Here is a 16,085-nt window from a genome sequence, read left to right as displayed (position 1 = left end):
CGGGGAGCGTGGTCGCGCACAATGGGGTGATGCGCGTACGTGAGGTCCGGGTCGAGGAACTGCCGCTGCTCCAGGAGATCGAGCGGGCGGCCGGTCGCTGCTTCGACGAGGTCGGGATGGCGGAGATCGCGGCGGACGAGCCGTTCTCCGTCGAGGAGTTGGCGCCGTTCGTGCGGGCGGGGCTGGCCCTGGTGGCGGTGGACGGGTCCGACCGGCCGGTCGCGTACCTGGTCGCGGAGCGGATCGACGGCGCGCTGCACGTCGAGCAGGTCTCGGTGCATCCCGCGCACGCCCGCCGGGGGGTGGGACGCGGCCTGTTGGAGCACCTGGCTGCGCTGGCCGTGGCGGAGGGCGTTCCGGCACTGACCCTCACCACCTTCGCCGAGGTGCCGTGGAACGCCCCGTACTACGCCCGGTGCGGTTTCCGCCCGGTGCCGGAGGACGCGCTCGGGCCGGGGCTGCGCGCGGTCCGGGCCCGCGAGGCGGCGCACGGGCTGGACCGGTGGCCGCGCCTGGTGATGCGCCGCGAGCTCTGACCGGTCCGCAGACCCTGGCCGGTCCACGAGCTCCGAGCTCTGACCGGTCCACGAGCTCCGAGCTCTGACCGGTCCGCGGGCTCCGAGCTCTGGCCGACCGGGGCGCCGCGCCGTGCGCGCGAGGGCGGCGGGGTCGCGTTCCGAACTGTCCGGTTCGGTCGGGTACCGTGGGGGCATGACACCCCCGCCCGGAGCCGACTCGACCCGCGACCGGATCGTCGCCGCGGCCACCGCCGAGTTCGCCCGGCACGGGATCGCGGGTGCCCGGGTGGAGCGGATCGCCAAGGCCGCCCGCACCAGCAAGGAGCGTCTGTACGCGTACTTCCGCAGCAAGGAGGAGCTCTACGCGACGGTCGCCGCAGCCGAGTTGACGGCCGTCGCCGAGGCCACCCGGCTCGACCCGACCGACCTGCCCGCGTACGCCGGGCGCCTGCACGACTACTTCTCCGCGCACCCGGACCGGCTGCGCCTGATGTCCTGGGGCCGTCTCGAACTGACCCCCGGGGACGGGCCCGCGCCGGACGGCGACCCGGTCGGCGCGACCGTCCGCCACAAGACCGAGCAGCTGCGCCTGGCCCAGCGCGCGGGCCACCTCGACCCGTCCTGGGACCCGCTGGACGTCCTGGTCCTGCTCAACCAGCTGGCGACGTCCTGGGCCGGGCAGTCCGAACTCCTCCCCGCCGACGAGGAGCAGCGCACCGCCTTCCTGGCCGCCCGCCGGGCCGCCGTCGTCACCGCCGTCCAACGCCTCTTCCCGGCCTCCCCCGCTTCGCCCCCATCCACCACCTCGCCCGCCTCGCTGGCCCCGCAGGACTGAGCCCGGGGCCCGGCCCGGCGAAATCCCGTGGCCGGGGCGGCCGCCCGCGCGGCATGATCGCGGGCATGTCCACCACCGGCGCCACCCTGCTGCTCGCCCCGCGGATCAACGAGACCGGTCTCCAGCTGCGCACCGCCGCCGGGCGGCGCGGGCTGCGGGCGCACACGGCGGCGTCCTGGCGGGCCCCGCAGGGGCTGGCGGGGACGCGGGTGCACCTGTACGGCGGGCCGCTGTTCGCCGACGCGGTCGGGCGGGAGCTGGGGCTGGCCCCGCTGGAGCCGTCCGACGGCTGGCTGGCCGCGCTGCCGCGCGAACTGACGCGCCGCCGGGTCGAGTTGACGACGCTCGCCGAGGCGCGCAGGCTGCCCGGCCCGGCCTTCGTGAAGGCGCCCGCGGACAAGCACTTCACCGCCCGGGTGTACCCGGACGGCAGCGCCCTGCCCGGGCCCGAACTGCTGGACGGCGCAACGCCGGTGCTGGTCAGCGAGGTCGTCCGGTTCGACACCGAGTTCCGCCTGTTCGTGCTGGACGGCACGGTGCGCGCCGCGTCCCGCTACGCCCGGGGCGGTGAACTCTCGGTCGCCGCAACGGAGTCGGAGGCCCCGGAGTCGGACGCCCCGGAGTCGGACGCCCCGGAGCTGCTGGCCTTCGCGGCCGACGTGCTGGCCGCCGCGACCGGCCCGGCCGCCCTGCCGAGCGCCGCCGTGGTCGACCTCGGCCGCACGCCGCACGGCTGGGCCGTCGTCGAGGCCAACGCGGCCTGGGCCAGCGGCGGTTACGCCTGCGACCCGGACGCCGTCCTGGACGTCGTCCTGCGCGCCGCCGGTCCCCTCCCCGAACTCCCGCCCACCGACCGCCCGTTCCTGCGTCCCCTGCCCGAGGTCGTCCGCTGAACCTCCGCCCAGGACCGCCCGGGACCGTCCGTGCCGTCCGGGGAAACTGCGGTGCGTCCGGCGGGTGGGATGGGTGAGGATGGCGGCCATGAGTACTTCTCACCTCACGCACATCGCCGAGCCGCCGGGTGTCGCACCGGGTACGGGTTACACCCAGGTGGTCACCGGGACGGGGCGGTTGGTTCAGGTTTCCGGGCAGGTGGCGTTCGACGAGCGGGGGGACCTGGTCGGGGCGGGTGATCCGGAGGCGCAGGCCCGGCAGGTGTTCGAGAACCTGCGGCGCTGCCTGGCCGCGGCGGGGGCCGGGTTCTCGGACGTCGTGAAGTTCACCGTGTTCGTCACGGACGTGGCGTACCTGCCCGCGATCCGCAAGGTGCGGGACGAGCACGTGGACCCGGCGCGGCCGCCGGCGAGTTCGGCGGTGCAGGTCGCGGCGCTGTTCCGGCCGGAGGTGCTGATCGAGATCGAAGCGCTGGCGGTCGTCGCGGGCTGAGCCGCCCCGGCGGCGGCGCGGGCCGCGGTTGCGAGCCGCGGCCGCGGTTGCGAGCCGTGGCCACGGCTGCGGTTTGTGGCCACGGCTGCGGTCCGTGCCAACGTCCGGGTTTCGAACGCCAGTTGGAGGGATTTCGCGTCCCGTCGGTGGCTGGTTTGCGTCCTACTCGCGGGGCTGTCGGCCGCATACGGTCGGGGGCGAGGGGTCGCCGGCCGGTGGCCTCCTCGGCCCGTGCAGGTCTCTTGCCAGGAGGACGGATGACCACCGACGCGACTCCCGAAGCCCCCGACGCGCCGCCGCTGGTGCCGCTGCACTGCCTGCTGCGGGCGGAGGCCGGGCCGCCCCGGCAGGCCGCGCTGCCGACCGGGACGCCGGTGTGGGTGCTGACCCGGCACGCGGACGTCCGGCAGGCGCTCGCCCACCCGGACCTGGGGCGGGCCTCGCTGTACGCGCCGGACGCGCCGCCGACCGTGCTGACGCCGAACATCCTGGACGACCCGTCCTCGATCCTGAACAGCGACGGGCCGGACCACCAGGCGATCCGCCGCACCGTCCAGCGCGCCTTCACCCCGCGGGCGATCGAGCGCTGGCGGCCCTGGGTGGACGGGGTGGTGCGGGAGCTGGTCGACGAGCTGGCCGCGTCGGGGTCGCCCGCCGAGGTGGTCGGGGCGCTCACCAAGCCGCTGCCGGTGCGGGTGATCAGCCGGCTGATGGAGCTGGAGGGCCTGGACACCGAGCGGCTCGGCTACTGGAGCGACCACGCGCTGTCCACGACGGCGTACAGCGCCGAGGAGATCCGGACGGCGATCGCGGAGTTCGGCGCGTTCGGGTACCGGCTGGTGCAGGAGCGGCGCAAGAACCCGGGCGATGACCTGGTCAGTTCGCTGGTGCTGGCCGCCGACCGGACCGGCGGCATGACGGAGGAGCAGATCACCTCGCTCACCATCGGGCTGGTGATCGCCGGGCACGAGACCACCATGACCAGTTTCGGCAACGCCCTGGTCTACCTGCTCGACCCGGAACGGACCGCGCAGGCAGGGCAGGCAGCGCAGGCCGGGCAGCCGGAGTCCGCCGGGGCCTGGCAGCGGATCGGCGCGGACCCGGCCGCGGCCGCCGCCGCGACCGAGCAGATCCTGCGCACCGTCCCACTCGGCGACCGCACCACCGCCCCCGGGCAGTTGCGCCGGGCGACGGCGGACCTGGAGATCGGCGGGGTGACCATCCCGGCGGGGGCGATCGTCGCCGCCGACACCACCGCGGCCAACGCCGACCCGCAGGTCTACCCGCCGGGCCCGCTCGACCTGTTCGCCCCGCTCGGCACCCCGTCGCTGACCTTCGGGGCCGGGCCGCACCACTGCCTGGGCGCCTGGCTGGCCCGGATGGAACTCGAACTGGGCCTGCACCACCTGGCCCGCGCCCTGCCGGAACTGCGGCTGGCCACCCCGGTCGACCGGATCGAGTGGCGCACCGGCCTGCTCACCCGCAGCCCGCTGCGCCTGGAGGTGGCCTGGTGAGCGACGCCCGGCAACTGGTCGTGACGGTCGACCGGGGCCGCTGCATCGGCAGCGGCCTGTGCGCCCGCACCGCCCCCACCGACCTCGCCCTCGGCCCTGACGGCCGCGCCGCCCCCGTCCGGCCCGCCTCCGCGGGCTCCGAGGAACTGACCGAGGCCGCCGAGATGTGCCCGGTCGAGGCGATCTCCGTCCGCGACGCCGCCACCGGGGACCTGGTCGCCCCGCTCTGGTGACCGCCTCAGGCCGGGCCGTTCACCCGAAGACCCGGCGGACCTCGACGACGGTGGCCGTCGCAACGACGGGTTGGCCCTCGTGCATGGTGATCCGCCGGCCGGGGCGCAGGTCGCGCCAGCGGGCGGGGGCGAGGGGCCCGAGGCGGACGGTGGCGCGTTCGCCGGGGCCCAGGGTCGGGGTGTCTTCCGCCCAGAGCCTGGCGATGGCGAGGTTCGGTCCGCCGTCGGGGGTGTGCTGGCCGATGTCCCACAGCGGGCGCATGACCCCCGCCCCGGCGAAGGGCGTCCTGCGCGGGCCCTCCCCGAGGGGCGGCAGGGCGAGTTCGGCGCGGATCACGAGGTCGTCGCGGGCCTCGCAGTACCGCCAGTGGCACCAGTCGGCGCTGTGCGCGAGGTGCAGCTGCTCGGCGGCGGCCGCGAGCTCGGCCCAACGCTCGGGCGGGATCGGCGGGTTGGTGCCGGGCTCCTCCAGCAGCGTGAGGACGGTCTCCCACCCGTCGTGGGCCAGCAGGTCCCGGACGTCCAGGACAGTGGGGTCGTTCGGGTCGGCGGCAGCCCCGGGAGCCAGCAGCCCGGCCCCCTCCAGCAGTTCGAGGACGTCCATGCCCGCGATTGTGGACCGGGGCCGGGCGGCGGGGGCCGGCGGGGTGCCGGACGGAGGCCGTTGACGGCGGTGCCGTCCCACCCGTCCGGGTTCCGGGGGCGGCTCCGGGTGCGGCTCCGGGTGCTCAGGCGGGCTCCGGGTCCGGCTCCGCGGTGAGGTGCAGTTCGCCGACGCGTTCGCTGCCGCTGGTCTCTCCGGTGGGGCGGAAGCCGAGGCGCAGGTAGAAGCGTTCGGGGCCGTCCTCGCCGGGGTGCCAGGTGGTGGTGAGGCGGGTGCCGCCGCGGCGGCGGATCTCGGTGGCCACCGCTTCGACCGCGAAGCGGCCGTAGCCGCGGCCCTGTTCGCCGGCGGCGATGTTGAGCCGCCACAGGCCCGAGCGGATGTCGGTGCCGCCGTCGCCCTTGAAGTCGATGTCGAAGAAGGCCATCAGGAAGCCGACCGGCCGCTCGCCGTCCAGGATCAGCCGGGGCCAGGCCACGCCGGGGTGGACGTACGCCTCGGCGAGGGACTTGACCACCGGGTCCACCAGGTGGGCCTGGTCCGGGCGGACGTCGATGCCGAGTGCGGTGTCGAGGTTGGCGGCGGTGACCGCTTCCAGCCGGAGTGTGCTTGTCATACCGAAACCGTAATCGGCGGATCAACCGGTTTGCCGCGCCCCCGGCTGCCGGGGCCGCGGCGGGCCTGACGGGTCACCAGGCGTACGCCTCGGGGGCGGGCTTGGCGCCGTTGGGGCCGGGGGCCGGGAAGATCCGGTCGAGGGCGGCGAGGGTGTCGGCGTCGAGGGTGGTGGCCAGGGCGCGCAGGGTGTGGTCGAGCTGTTCGACGGTGCGCGGTCCGACGATCGGGCCGGTGACGCCGGGCCGGGTGAGCAGCCAGGCCAGGCCGACGTGGGCCGGGTCGGCGCCGGTCTCGGCGCACAGCTGCTCGTACGCCTCGACGGCGCCGCGCTGTCCGTCGAAGTCGGCGGCCCAGATGCCCGAGCCGCTGCGGACGGCGTTGCCTTCGCGCTGCTTGCGCAGGACGCCGCTGAGCATGCCGCCGTGCAGCGGCGAGTACGGGATCACGCCGACGCCGTAGTGCTGTGCGGCGGGCAGTACTTCCAGTTCGGCCCAGCGGGACATCAGGTTGTAGATCGACTGCTCGGCGACCAGGCCGAGGAAGTGCCGTTCCCGGGCGGCCTCCTGGGCCTGGGCGAGGTGCCAGCCGGCGAAGTTGGAGGAGCCGAAGTACAGCACCTTGCCTTGCTGGCGCAGCACGGAGAACGCTTCCCAGATCTCTTCCCAGGGCGTGTTCCGGTCGATGTGGTGCATCTGGTAGAGGTCGATCCGGTCGGTGCGCAGCCGCTTTAGCGAGGCGTCGACGGCGCGCCGGACGTGCAGCGCGGACAGCCCGCCCTCGTTGGGCCGGGAGCCGGTCGGGAGGTAGACCTTGGTGGCCAGCACGGTCCGTTCCCGGCGTTCCGGGTCGCCCGCGAACCAGCGTCCGATGATCTCCTCGGTGGGCGTCTCGCCCGGCTGGGTGCCGTAGGCGTTCGCGGTGTCGAAGAAGTTGATGCCGTGTTCGTGCGCGCGGTCCATGAGGGCGTGGCTGTCCTGCTCGGAGGTCCGCGAGCCGAAGTTCATGGTGCCGAGGACGAGCCGGGAGACCGAGAGGCCGCTGCGGCCGAGACGGGTGTACTCCATGTGCTCCAACCTTCCGGGAGGGGACGCCAGTTGCATCAACCAGGACGCAGTGAAGCTACAACTTGCAACACGAGTGATGCAAGTAGTCGACGAACCGCGACTCCGGCGTATGCTTTCCGGCATGACCACGCAGCGGCAGTCGTCCCCCACCGGAAACCGGCCGCTGCGCGCGGACGCCGAACGGACCGTGACGGCCATCCTGGAGGCCGCCGAACGCACCCTCGGCGCCGACCCGGCGGCCACCGTGGAGCAGATCGCCGAGGCCGCGGGCGTCGCCCGCACCACCGTGCACCGGCGCTTCGCCACCCGCGAGGCGCTCATCGACGCCCTGGCCACCTGGGCCACCCGGCGCTTCGCCGCCGCGGTGGAGGCCGCCCACCCCGACACCGCCCCGCCACTGGTCGCGCTCTACCGGACGACCGCCAACGTCCTGGGCATCAAGGCCAGTTGGGGATTCGCCATGAGCCGGGCCTCGGCCGTCAACCCGGAGGTCGCCCGGATCCACGCCGAGGTCCGCACCACCTGCGAACGGCTCTTCCTCCGTGCCCGGGACGCCGGCGTCCTACGCCCCGACACCGACATCGCCTGGACCCGCCGGGTCTACTACGCCCTCATCCACGAGGCCGCCCAGCACCCCGACGAACACGACCCCGACACCCTCGCCACCCTGGTCGTCGACACCCTCCTGCACGGCGCCGGCACTCCCCGCCCCGACCGCCTCTGACCCGCGTCGCCCCGCAGCCGCCCGCGGCCGCCCGCGGGTGCCGGTCAGGCGGATTGGCGTTCGATCAGGGTGGGCTCGAAGAGGACGGTGGTGGCCGCGCGGGTGGGGCGGGCGAGGTGGTCGAGGAGGACGCGGGTCATTTCGGCGGCCATCTCCTCGACCGGCTGGCGGACGGTGGTGAGGTGGGGGCGGCCGGCCGTGGCGGCGGAAGAGTCGTCGAAGCCGATCACTGCGATGTCCTCGGGGACGCGGCGCCGGTGGTCGGCCAGGACGGCGAGGGCGCCCTGGGCCATCAGGTCGTTGGCGGCGAAGACGCCGTCCAGGTCGGGGTAGCGGCGCAGCAGCGAGGTCATCGCGCGTTCGCCGTCCTCCCGGGTGAAGTCGCCTTCGACATGCGGGAGTTGGTGGATGCCGTGGTCCGCCATGGCCTCCCGGAAGCCGGAGAGGCGGTCGCGGGCGGCCCGGACGCCGAGCGGGCCGGAGATGGCGGCGACGCGCAGCCGGCCGCGGGCGGCGAGGTGGTCGGCGGCGATCCGGCCGCCCTCGCGGTTGTCGAGGTCGACGCAGGAGAGCGAGAGCGGCGTCGGGGGGCGGCCGAACAGGACGGTGGGGATGCCGGCGGCGAGGAGTTGGGCGGGCAGCGGGTCGCGGCTGTGGGTGGAGACCACCATGGCGCCGTCGGCGTTGCCCTGCCGCAGGTAGGTGAGCGCCTTGTCCCGGGCTTCGGCGCTGTCGGCGAGCATCAGGACGGGGTGCAGGTCGAGCGGGCGCAGGCCGGTGAAGACGCCGCTGACGACGCGTCCGAAGAACGGGTCGGCGAAGATCTCGCCGCCGACGTGGTGGTCGGGGGTCTCGGGGGCGTCGCTGCCGGAGATCACCAGGGCGAGGGCGCCGGTGCGGCGGGTGACCAGGGAGCGGGCGGCGCTGTTGGGGACGTAGCCGGTGCGGGCGATGGCCTGGCGGACGGCTTCCTGGATGGCGGGGTCGACGTTCCGGACGCCGTTGATGACGCGGGAGACGGTGGCCCGGGAGACGCCCGCGACCCGCGCCACGTCCTCCAGGGTGCTGGCGCGCTTGAGGGCTTCGCTGCTCATGAGGCCCTTTATAGCACGCTGGGAGAGCGCTCTCCCAACCCGTTCCGCCCCCTGGTCCGGGCCGGGTGCGAAGGCGGGCCCGGGCCCGCGACCGGGGGCGCTCCCCCGGTCGCGGCCGAGCGGCAGCGGGCGGCCGCGTCCGGTCACGAACTGTGCTCCTTCCAGCAGATCATGACGGTGGTGGCGGTCATCACGGCGACGTCGGCGCGGCTGCGCGGCGGGGTGCCGAAGGTCTCGGGCAGCTTGGCGACGTCGACGGTGAGCACGAAGGCGTCCTTGCGGACCACGGTGGTGCCGTCGGCGCGCTTGTAGGCGGCCTCGCCGAGGCCGTTCAGGTCGGTGACGGCTCCGGCGCTGCCGCGCAGCCCGTCGTACTGGGCGAGGGCGGTGGCGGCGTCGGGGAGTTCCTTGACGGAGAGCGTCATGCTGCCGTCCGGGTAGTGGTACTCGCAGCTGTAGACGCGCTTCTCCCAGGTGGGGGCGAGCGGCTGGGTGGTGTCGGTGCCGAGCGCGCCGGCGAGTTCCTGCCGGAAGTACGGGTTGCAGATCATCGAGGTGGCGTCGGAGGGCCGGTCGGGCGCGCCGGACGAGGGCGCCGCGGCGGACGGGCTCGCGGGCGGGGGCGCGGCGGCGGGGGTCGCGGCGGACCCGCAGCCGACGGTGACGAGCAGGGGCAGCAGGAGCAGCGCGGCGGTGCGGCGAAGCCTCATCGGTGGTCCTCCGTGGGGTGGGGCGCGGGCCGGCCCCGCCGCCGGACGTGGGGGTCCGTGGCGGCGGGGCCGGTGTTCCGCGGTGGTGCTACGGCTCAGGGCTTACGGCAGAAGGTACTGCTCGTTGAGCGCCGCGCCCTTCCCGGGCTGGTTCTGGTCGTAGCCCCGGGGGTCGCACTGCAGGCCACCGACGATGCAGTGGTTGACCATCGCGGCCAGGGTCGGAGCGTCCCAGGCGTTGAAGAAGTCGTAGTGGAAGGAGAAGCCCCGTCCGCTGGAGAGGTGGAGCTGGGCGAGGTGGTCCAGGTTGGCCGGGAAGGCCACCTTGAACTCGATCATCGGCAGCGCGACCGGGTGGTCGGCCGGGCAGACGCCGTCGATCGGGTAGGCCATGTGGCTCTTGTGGTCGGGGGTGTCCAGGTACAGGCCGTTCCAGCAGCTGGGGGCCTGGAAGCGGACGCCGATCTGGCCGCCGCCGGGGCAGCTGGTGGGCAGGTCGGAGGTGCGGTAGCTGGTGCCGCACTCCCAGCCGGCCACGTACCCGGGGTGGGTGGCGAAGTCGGTGGCGCTGTCGGTGGGGCTGGCGACGACGAACCGCAGGCCGGCCGGGAACGGGCGGACGGCGGTGTAGTCGTTGATGCCGCTCTTGTAGTAGATGGTCTGGAGGCCGACCGGGTCGACGGGGGTGGTGCCGTCGTACATGGTGGGCATCCAGTAGCCGGACTTGTCGCCGGGGGCGAGGCAGCTGGTGGTGCTGGCCTGCAACGACTCCAGCGTGGAGTTGGCGTTGGTGTTGAGGGCGCCCATGAAGGTGTGCATGTGGGAGGCGCCGGGCTGGCCCGGGAAGACGATCGGGTCGTCGGGCAGGTCGTGGGTGGCGGTGCAGTTGGCCTGGAACTCGTGGAAGTAGGCGTGCGGCGGGTTCCCGGTGGCCGGGGTGGTGCCGGTGACCTGGGGGTTGGCCAGGACGTAGCCGGAGCCGCCGCCGGACGTGGGGACCTGCCCGTAGACCTTGAACTCCTCCAGCGAGAACCCGTACTGGGTGCCGCGCTTGGTGAGGTTCAGCCGGACGTACCGGCCGCTGCCGTTGACGTCGAGCTGCTGGGTGCCGCCGGTGGCGTTGGTGGTGGTGTAGAGGGTGTTCCAGTTGGTGGCGTCGTTGCTGGTCTGCACCTGGTAGCCGCTGGCGTACGCGGCCTCCCAGTCCAGCTCGACGTGGCTGATGCTCGCCGTGCCGCCCAGGTCGATCTGGATCCACTGGGAGTCGGTCCAGGCGCTGGCCCAGCGGGTGGCGAGGTTGTTGTCGGCGACGGCCGCGGCGGGGAAGTTGGCGCTCTCCACGGACGAGGCGGTGACCGGCCTGGACTGGCTGATCAGCGGGTCGGACGCCGCGGCGGCCGACTGGGTGAGGACGCCGCCGGTGAGGGCGCCGGCCGCGAGGATCGCGGCGGCGGCACCGGCGAGCGCGGTGCGGTGGGGCGCGCCGCGCGACATGCGGTGTTTCATCGGACCTCCGGAAGAGGAAGGGTGGGTGGGGGACCCGGTGCCGCGCGGCGCTCCCAGCCGCGCGGCACCGGGGGTCTGTGAGGGGCGGGGCGTCCGGTCCGGTGGCACGGGCCGGACGCCCCCGGTTCACTGACGGCGGGTCAGGCGTAGACGCCGAACTCGTACATCGAGTAGCCGTAGGCGGTGCCGCGCTGGGTCATGTTGACCCGGACGTAGCGACCGCTGCCGTTGACGTCGATGTCGTCGATGCCGCCGGTGCCGTTGGCCTGGGTGTAGACGGTCGTCCAGTTGGTGCCGTCGTTGGAGGTCTGGATCTGGTACGCCTTGCCGTACGCGGACTCCCAGCCGAGCTGCACGTGCTTGAACGAGGTGCTCTGGCCCAGGTCGACCTGGAGCCACTGCGGGTCGGCCCACTCGCTGGCCCACCGGGTGGACCAGTTGCCGTCGGTGGTGTTGGACGGCGGGTAGGGGGCCCCGTTGCCGACGGCCTGGTAGGTCGAGGCGGTGGTCGGCCTGCCCTTGGCGACGTTGGTGCCGCTGGGGGTGGGGGCGACGGTGCGGAAGGACTTGGACTCGATGCCGACGTTGCCGTGGCCGTCGTAGGCGTAGACGTAGACCTTCCAGACGCCCAGGGTCTTGGGCGCGGTGACGGTGAACTGGCCGTCGCCGGTCTGGGTGAAGCGGACCTGGCTGAAGCCGGTGCCGCCGTCCACGTACTTGGAGCTGTAGTACAGCTGGTAGCGGACCAGGTCGCCGTCGGGGTCGGTGGCGGGCGAGTTGACGGTGAAGGTGCCGCCGGCCGGGACGTCGGAGGTCTTGCTGAGGGTGACGTTCGGCATCACCGGCGGGGTGTTGCCGTCCTTGGCGCTGCCGCCGTAGGACTTGGCGACGGAGTAGTACGCGGGCTGCTTCCAGCCGCCGGGGATCAGGTTGAACCAGGTGCCGCCGAAGTCGTTCTCGGTGCCGTAGTTGAAGATGGTGGCGCCGAGCGCGACGCCGGTGTGGCCGGAGATGCAGTTCCAGGCGCTGGTGTAGCCGTCGCGCTTCTGGGTGTCGGTGGGCTGGGTCGCGACGCCGTTGGCGTCGTTCGGGACCTCCCACTCGCCGGCGTCGCCGGTCTCGGTGACGATGTACGGCTTGTTGTAGCCGCCGTTGATCCAGTCCTGCTTGACGTTGCAGACCGCGCCGTAGGAGTTGACGGCCAGCAGGTCGAGGCTGGGGGCGTACTGCTTGTAGTACGGCCAGGCGCCGGTGTAGGCGTCGGTGGAGGTGACCGGGTGGTCGGGGTCGATGGCGTGGATGGCCTGGGTGACCTGCTCGACGAACTGGGCGTAGGCGACGCGCTCCTGCTCCACCGTGGCGCCGTTGTAGGCGTGGTCCTGGGTGGTGAGGATGACCTCGTTGCCGACGTCCCACATCAGGGTGCCGGGGTGGTCCTTGTAGGTGGTCACCCACTGCTTGACGGAGTCGAGGGTGCTGTTCTTGTAGGCGGTGTCGTTGACGTAGTCGGCGCCCTGGTTGAGCCAGAAGCCGTTGACCACCTTGATGCCGTACGCGGCGGCGGCGTCCAGCAGCGGCTTGCTGCTGGCGTCGGTGCCCCAGGTGCGGACGGTGTTGACGCCCAGCGCCTTGAGGTCGCGCATGTGCGCGTCGGCGGTGGACTGGGCCGGGCCCCAGGTGACGCCCTTGAGCTGATAGGGCTGGCCGTTGACGCTCAGGCTCCAACTGCCCTGGCCGCCGGTCACCTTGACGGTGTTCTTGCCGGTGGGGACGGGCGGGTCGGCGAGCGCCGCGGGGGCGGTGCCGGTGGTGGTGGCGACGGTGACGGTGCCGATGGACAGCGCGCCGCCGGAGGTGGTGGTGGCGCTGGGCGTGGTGCAGCCGCAGACGCTGTCGGGGAAGGAGCCGCCGATGGCGAGGTTGAACACCAGCTTGAAGCCGTGGTCGACGGCGTTCTTCCAGTCGGTGGTGCCGACCTGGGACTCGTTGACCTGCCAGATCTGGCGGCCGTCGAGGTACCAGCGGATCTGCTCGTCGCTGACGGTGCGGTCGATGACCTGGCTGTAGGTGTGGTAGTCGCTCTGGCAGCCGGGGCAGGAGGCGAGTCCGCTGGTCATGCCGTTGTACTCGTTGCAGTTGCCGCCGGGGGCGGTGCCGCAGTGCAGGGTCGCGGAGGTCTGGCTGCGGCCGTTGACGTCCTCGAGGATGTCGGTCTCGCCGGTGCTCGGCCAGCCGCCGCTGCGGTCGTTGGCGCCGATGGCGCGGAAGGACGGCCAGTAGCCGGTGCCGTCGGCGACGCCGGGCTGCTTGATCTGCGCGGAGATCAGCAGCTGCCCGCCGGCGGGGGCGGCGAAGTCGCCGCGCTTGCTCTCCACCCGGCCGGAGGTCCAGTTCCCGGCGCCGTCGCGGACGGCGGTCAGGTTGAGGTGGCCGTTGCCGTCGATGGCGACGTTGGCGGGGTTGGCGGTGTCGTTCTGGATCTCGCCGGTGCCCCAGTTGGCGGCGCCGCCGGGCTCCGAAGTACCGGTGCGCACCGTCCAGTTGGTGCCGGAGGGGGCGCTGCCGGAGCCGCCGGCGAAGTTGTCGCTGAAGATGGTGTTCCAGTTGCCGGGCGGGGTGGTGCCGGTGGGGCTGCCGCTCGGGGTGGGGCTGGGGCTGGGGCTGCCGCTCGGGCCGGAGCTGCTGCCGCCGCCGGTGAAGACCTTGAACTCCCAGAGCGAGTACCCGTAGCCGGTGGCCCGGGCGGTGCCGTACAGCCGGACGTAGCGGGCGGTGCCGGTGAAGTCCTGCTTCTCGGTGCCGCCGGCGCCGTTGGCGGTGCTCCAGGCGTCGTTCCAGGTGGTGCCGTCGGTGGACAGCTGGATCCGGTACGCCTTGGCGTACGCGTTCTCCCAGGTGACCGAGGTGCCGCAGACGCTCTGCGCGGAGCCGAGGTCGACCTGCAGCCACTGCGGGTCGGAGGCCGCCGAGGACCAGCGGGTGTTCGCGTCGCCGTCGACGGCGTTGGACGCGGGGGTGCCGTAGTTCTCGGTGCTGGAGGCGGTGGCGGTCCTGCCCTGGGCGGCGTTCGCGGTGCCGCAGGGCTGGGCGGTGTCGGCGCCGTAGACCTGGAACTCCCAGAGCGAGTAGCCGTAGCCGGTGGCCCGGGCGGTGCCGTTCATCCGCACGTAGCGGGCGGTGCCGGTGACCGGGACGGTCTCGGTGCCGCCGGCGCCGTTGGCAGTGGTGTACGCGGTGGTCCAGGTGGTGCCGTCGGTGGACAGCTGGATCTGGTAGCCCTTCGCGTACGCCGCCTCCCACTTCAGGGTGACGGAGCTGAGCGCGGCGGGGGCGCCGAGGTCGACCTGCAGCCACTGCGGGTCGGAGGCCGCCGAGGACCAGCGGGTTCCGGTGTCGCCGTCGACGGCGTTGGAGGCGGGGGTGCCGTAGTTCTCGGTGCTGGAGGCGGTGGCGGTCCTGCCCTGGGAGAGCAGGACGGGGGCGGCCTGGGCCCGGGTGGCGGGCAGCAGCAGGACCAGGGCGGCGACCAGGGCGGCGGCGAGGGCCGCGGCCAGGGTGCGGACGGGGGGTGCGGCGGGGGGTGCCGCGGGGGTCGGCCGCGGCGGCCGGGGGGTGTGCAGGGGCGGGGCGGGCATCGGGGCTCCCGATCGGGTGGGGTGGGGGCGGCACCGTCGAGGGCCGGTGCCCGGATCAGGGAGAGCGCTCTCTCACTACGCCAGTGATGGTTGCCCCGTTGTTTCATCCGTGTCAAGGGTAGCGACAGCTGGTTCGTTGGCGAAGCTTCGCCAAATCCCAGGTAAGACCTTCATCTTCTGCATCCCACCCCCTTGACGGAGGGCGGGTGGAGCGGCCAAGCTCCGGATGCCACCCGGGAGAGCGCTCTCCCAACCAGCGGTCTCCGGGGGTCTCATCACGCCATCCCCCGCGAGGAGCCGATCCATGCCCGTTTCCCTGCCCCGCACCGGTCCGAGAGGCCGCCTGCTCGCCACCTCGGCCCTGCTGGTGCTGGCCCTGACCGCCGTGACCTCCTGCTCCAGCAGCGGCGGCAGCTCGTCCGCGGACGAGGACCCGAACGCCAAGATCACCCTCACGGTGAACCTGTTCTCCGACTTCGGCTACGCGGACCTGTACAAGGAGTACGAGCAGGCGCACCCGAACATCACCATCAAGGAGAACCGCGCCGACATGGGCGCGCACCACCAGAACCTGCACGCCCACCTGCTGGCCGGCTCCGGCACCGCCGACATCGAGGCGATCGAGATCGGGCAGGTCGCGGGCTTCCAGCCGGAGGCCGGGAAGTTCGTCAACTTCCTGGACAACGGCGTCAGCAAGGACCAGTGGGTGCCGTCCAAGACCGCGCCCGCCTCCAGCCCGGACGGCAAGGTGCTGTTCGGCCTGGGCACCGACATGGGCGGCATGGCCCTGTGCTACCGCAGCGACCTGTTCAAGGCGGCCGGCCTGCCCACCGACCGCGAGCAGGTCGCCGCGCTGATGAAGGACTGGCCGTCCTACCTGGCCGCCGGCAAGCAGTTCCTCTCCGCCAGCCCGAACAAGGACGTCCGCTGGTTCGACAGCGGCGGCAACCTGTTCACCTCGATCCTGGCCCAGGCCCCGCAGGGCGTCTACGACGCCGACGGCAAGGTCGTGGTCACCTCCAACCCGGCCGTCAAGCAGTCCTTCGACCTGGTGGCCGGCGCCATCAAGGACGGCGAGTCGGCGGGCATCCAGGCGTTCACCCCCGCCTGGGACACCGGCTTCCAGAAGAGCCAGTTCGCCACGGTGGCCTGCCCGGCCTGGATGAGCTACGAGTTCAAGGCCAACCCGCCCGCCGACGGCGGCAAGTGGGACATCGCCCGGATCCCCGGCGGCGGCGGCAACTGGGGCGGCTCCTACCTGAGCGTCCCGAAGTCCGGCAAGCACACCAAGGCCGCCGCCGAACTCGCCAAGTGGCTCACCGCCCCCGCGCAGGAGGCCCGGCTGTTCAAGGAGAAGGGCTACTTCCCCTCCGACCAGGAGCTGTGGACCCAGCCCGACATCGCCGAGCACACCGACCCGCTGTTCAACGACGCGCCCACCGGAAAGATCTTCTCCCAGTCGGCCCGCGACCTGAGCCCGCAGCCGCTCGGCGCGCACGGCGCCGAGATCGGCACCGCCATCGGCAACGCGCTGACCTCGATCGAGCAGGGCAAGGCCGACCCGGACGGCGCCTGGAAGCAGGCCCTCAAGGACGTCGACAACATCGTCAACTGAGGTCCGCTCCCCCGAACCCGCGGTGCCGG

Annotated in this window: 15 protein-coding genes; 8 read left to right on the top strand and 7 right to left on the bottom strand. The window is 73.2% G+C overall.

Annotated features, from left to right (window positions below):
• Positions 1-29 precede the first annotated feature (29 nt).
• The 6 genes from EDD39_RS25375 to EDD39_RS25350 all read left to right on the top strand — a co-directional run bounded on the left by EDD39_RS25375 (position 30) and on the right by EDD39_RS25350 (position 4,486).
• Positions 30-536 (top strand): GNAT family N-acetyltransferase, encoded by a 507-nt coding sequence (locus tag EDD39_RS25375; RefSeq protein ID WP_123559629.1) that lies wholly within the window; start codon positions 30-32, stop codon positions 534-536.
• A 175-nt stretch (positions 537-711) separates the two neighbouring features.
• Positions 712-1,353 (top strand): TetR/AcrR family transcriptional regulator, encoded by a 642-nt coding sequence (locus EDD39_RS25370; protein ID WP_123559627.1) that lies wholly within the window; start codon positions 712-714, stop codon positions 1,351-1,353.
• Between the two features lie 65 nt (positions 1,354-1,418).
• Positions 1,419-2,246 carry an ATP-grasp domain-containing protein gene (locus EDD39_RS25365; RefSeq protein WP_244257031.1) on the top strand — a complete coding sequence of 276 codons (828 nt, stop codon included), beginning with the start codon at positions 1,419-1,421 and terminating at the stop codon, positions 2,244-2,246.
• An 88-nt stretch (positions 2,247-2,334) separates the two neighbouring features.
• Positions 2,335-2,739, top strand: coding sequence for a RidA family protein (locus tag EDD39_RS25360; RefSeq protein WP_123559623.1), 405 nt, complete (start codon positions 2,335-2,337; stop codon positions 2,737-2,739).
• Positions 2,740-2,996: 257 nt separating this feature from the next.
• Entirely contained in the window at positions 2,997-4,253 is a 1,257-nt protein-coding gene (locus EDD39_RS25355) for a cytochrome P450 (RefSeq protein WP_123559621.1), read from the top strand.
• On the top strand, positions 4,250-4,486 hold the full coding sequence (locus tag EDD39_RS25350) for a ferredoxin (protein ID WP_123559619.1): 237 nt from the start codon (positions 4,250-4,252) through the stop codon (positions 4,484-4,486). Before EDD39_RS25355 ends, EDD39_RS25350 begins: the two co-directional genes overlap by 4 nt.
• 19 nt (positions 4,487-4,505) lie before the next feature.
• On the opposite strand, the gene EDD39_RS25345 is transcribed toward EDD39_RS25350, so the two are convergent.
• The 3 genes from EDD39_RS25345 to EDD39_RS25335 all read right to left on the bottom strand — a co-directional run bounded on the left by EDD39_RS25345 (position 4,506) and on the right by EDD39_RS25335 (position 6,772).
• Positions 4,506-5,090 (bottom strand): hypothetical protein, encoded by a 585-nt coding sequence (locus EDD39_RS25345; protein ID WP_123559617.1) that lies wholly within the window; start codon positions 5,088-5,090, stop codon positions 4,506-4,508.
• A gap of 124 nt (positions 5,091-5,214) precedes the next feature.
• On the bottom strand, positions 5,215-5,706 hold the full coding sequence (locus EDD39_RS25340; protein WP_123559615.1) for a GNAT family N-acetyltransferase: 492 nt from the start codon (positions 5,704-5,706) through the stop codon (positions 5,215-5,217).
• A 73-nt stretch (positions 5,707-5,779) separates the two neighbouring features.
• The gene (locus EDD39_RS25335; protein ID WP_123559613.1) at positions 5,780-6,772 is read right to left on the bottom strand and encodes an aldo/keto reductase; all 993 of its coding nucleotides are present in this window, start codon (positions 6,770-6,772) and stop codon (positions 5,780-5,782) included.
• A 121-nt stretch (positions 6,773-6,893) separates the two neighbouring features.
• Between EDD39_RS25335 and EDD39_RS25330 the strand changes: the two genes are divergently transcribed.
• Positions 6,894-7,496 (top strand): TetR/AcrR family transcriptional regulator, encoded by a 603-nt coding sequence (locus EDD39_RS25330; RefSeq protein ID WP_123559611.1) that lies wholly within the window; start codon positions 6,894-6,896, stop codon positions 7,494-7,496.
• A 44-nt stretch (positions 7,497-7,540) separates the two neighbouring features.
• Here the strand turns inward: EDD39_RS25330 and EDD39_RS25325 are convergent, their stop codons facing one another.
• The 4 genes from EDD39_RS25325 to EDD39_RS42225 all read right to left on the bottom strand — a co-directional run bounded on the left by EDD39_RS25325 (position 7,541) and on the right by EDD39_RS42225 (position 14,441).
• On the bottom strand, positions 7,541-8,590 hold the full coding sequence (locus EDD39_RS25325) for a LacI family DNA-binding transcriptional regulator (protein ID WP_123559609.1): 1,050 nt from the start codon (positions 8,588-8,590) through the stop codon (positions 7,541-7,543).
• A 143-nt stretch (positions 8,591-8,733) separates the two neighbouring features.
• The gene (locus EDD39_RS25320) at positions 8,734-9,300 is read right to left on the bottom strand and encodes a hypothetical protein (RefSeq protein ID WP_123559607.1); all 567 of its coding nucleotides are present in this window, start codon (positions 9,298-9,300) and stop codon (positions 8,734-8,736) included.
• Positions 9,301-9,402: 102 nt separating this feature from the next.
• Positions 9,403-10,794, bottom strand: a complete 1,392-nt coding sequence (locus EDD39_RS25315; protein WP_123559605.1) for a DUF1996 domain-containing protein — start codon at positions 10,792-10,794, stop codon at positions 9,403-9,405.
• Between the two features lie 152 nt (positions 10,795-10,946).
• A complete protein-coding gene (locus tag EDD39_RS42225) occupies positions 10,947-14,441 on the bottom strand; it encodes a discoidin domain-containing protein (RefSeq protein WP_123559603.1) in 3,495 nt (1,164 codons plus the stop codon).
• Between the two features lie 304 nt (positions 14,442-14,745).
• On the opposite strand from EDD39_RS42225, the gene EDD39_RS25305 reads away from it, so the two are divergent.
• Complete coding sequence (locus EDD39_RS25305) at positions 14,746-16,056, top strand: ABC transporter substrate-binding protein (protein ID WP_123559601.1); 1,311 nt, start codon at positions 14,746-14,748, stop codon at positions 16,054-16,056.
• The last annotated feature ends 29 nt before the right edge of the window (positions 16,057-16,085 follow it).

It is taken from the genome of Kitasatospora cineracea (genome assembly GCF_003751605.1).
Lineage (GTDB): Bacteria > Actinomycetota > Actinomycetes > Streptomycetales > Streptomycetaceae > Kitasatospora > Kitasatospora cineracea.
The sequence above is the reverse complement of the archived record's forward strand: the minus strand, read 5'-3'. Positions and strand labels throughout refer to the sequence as shown.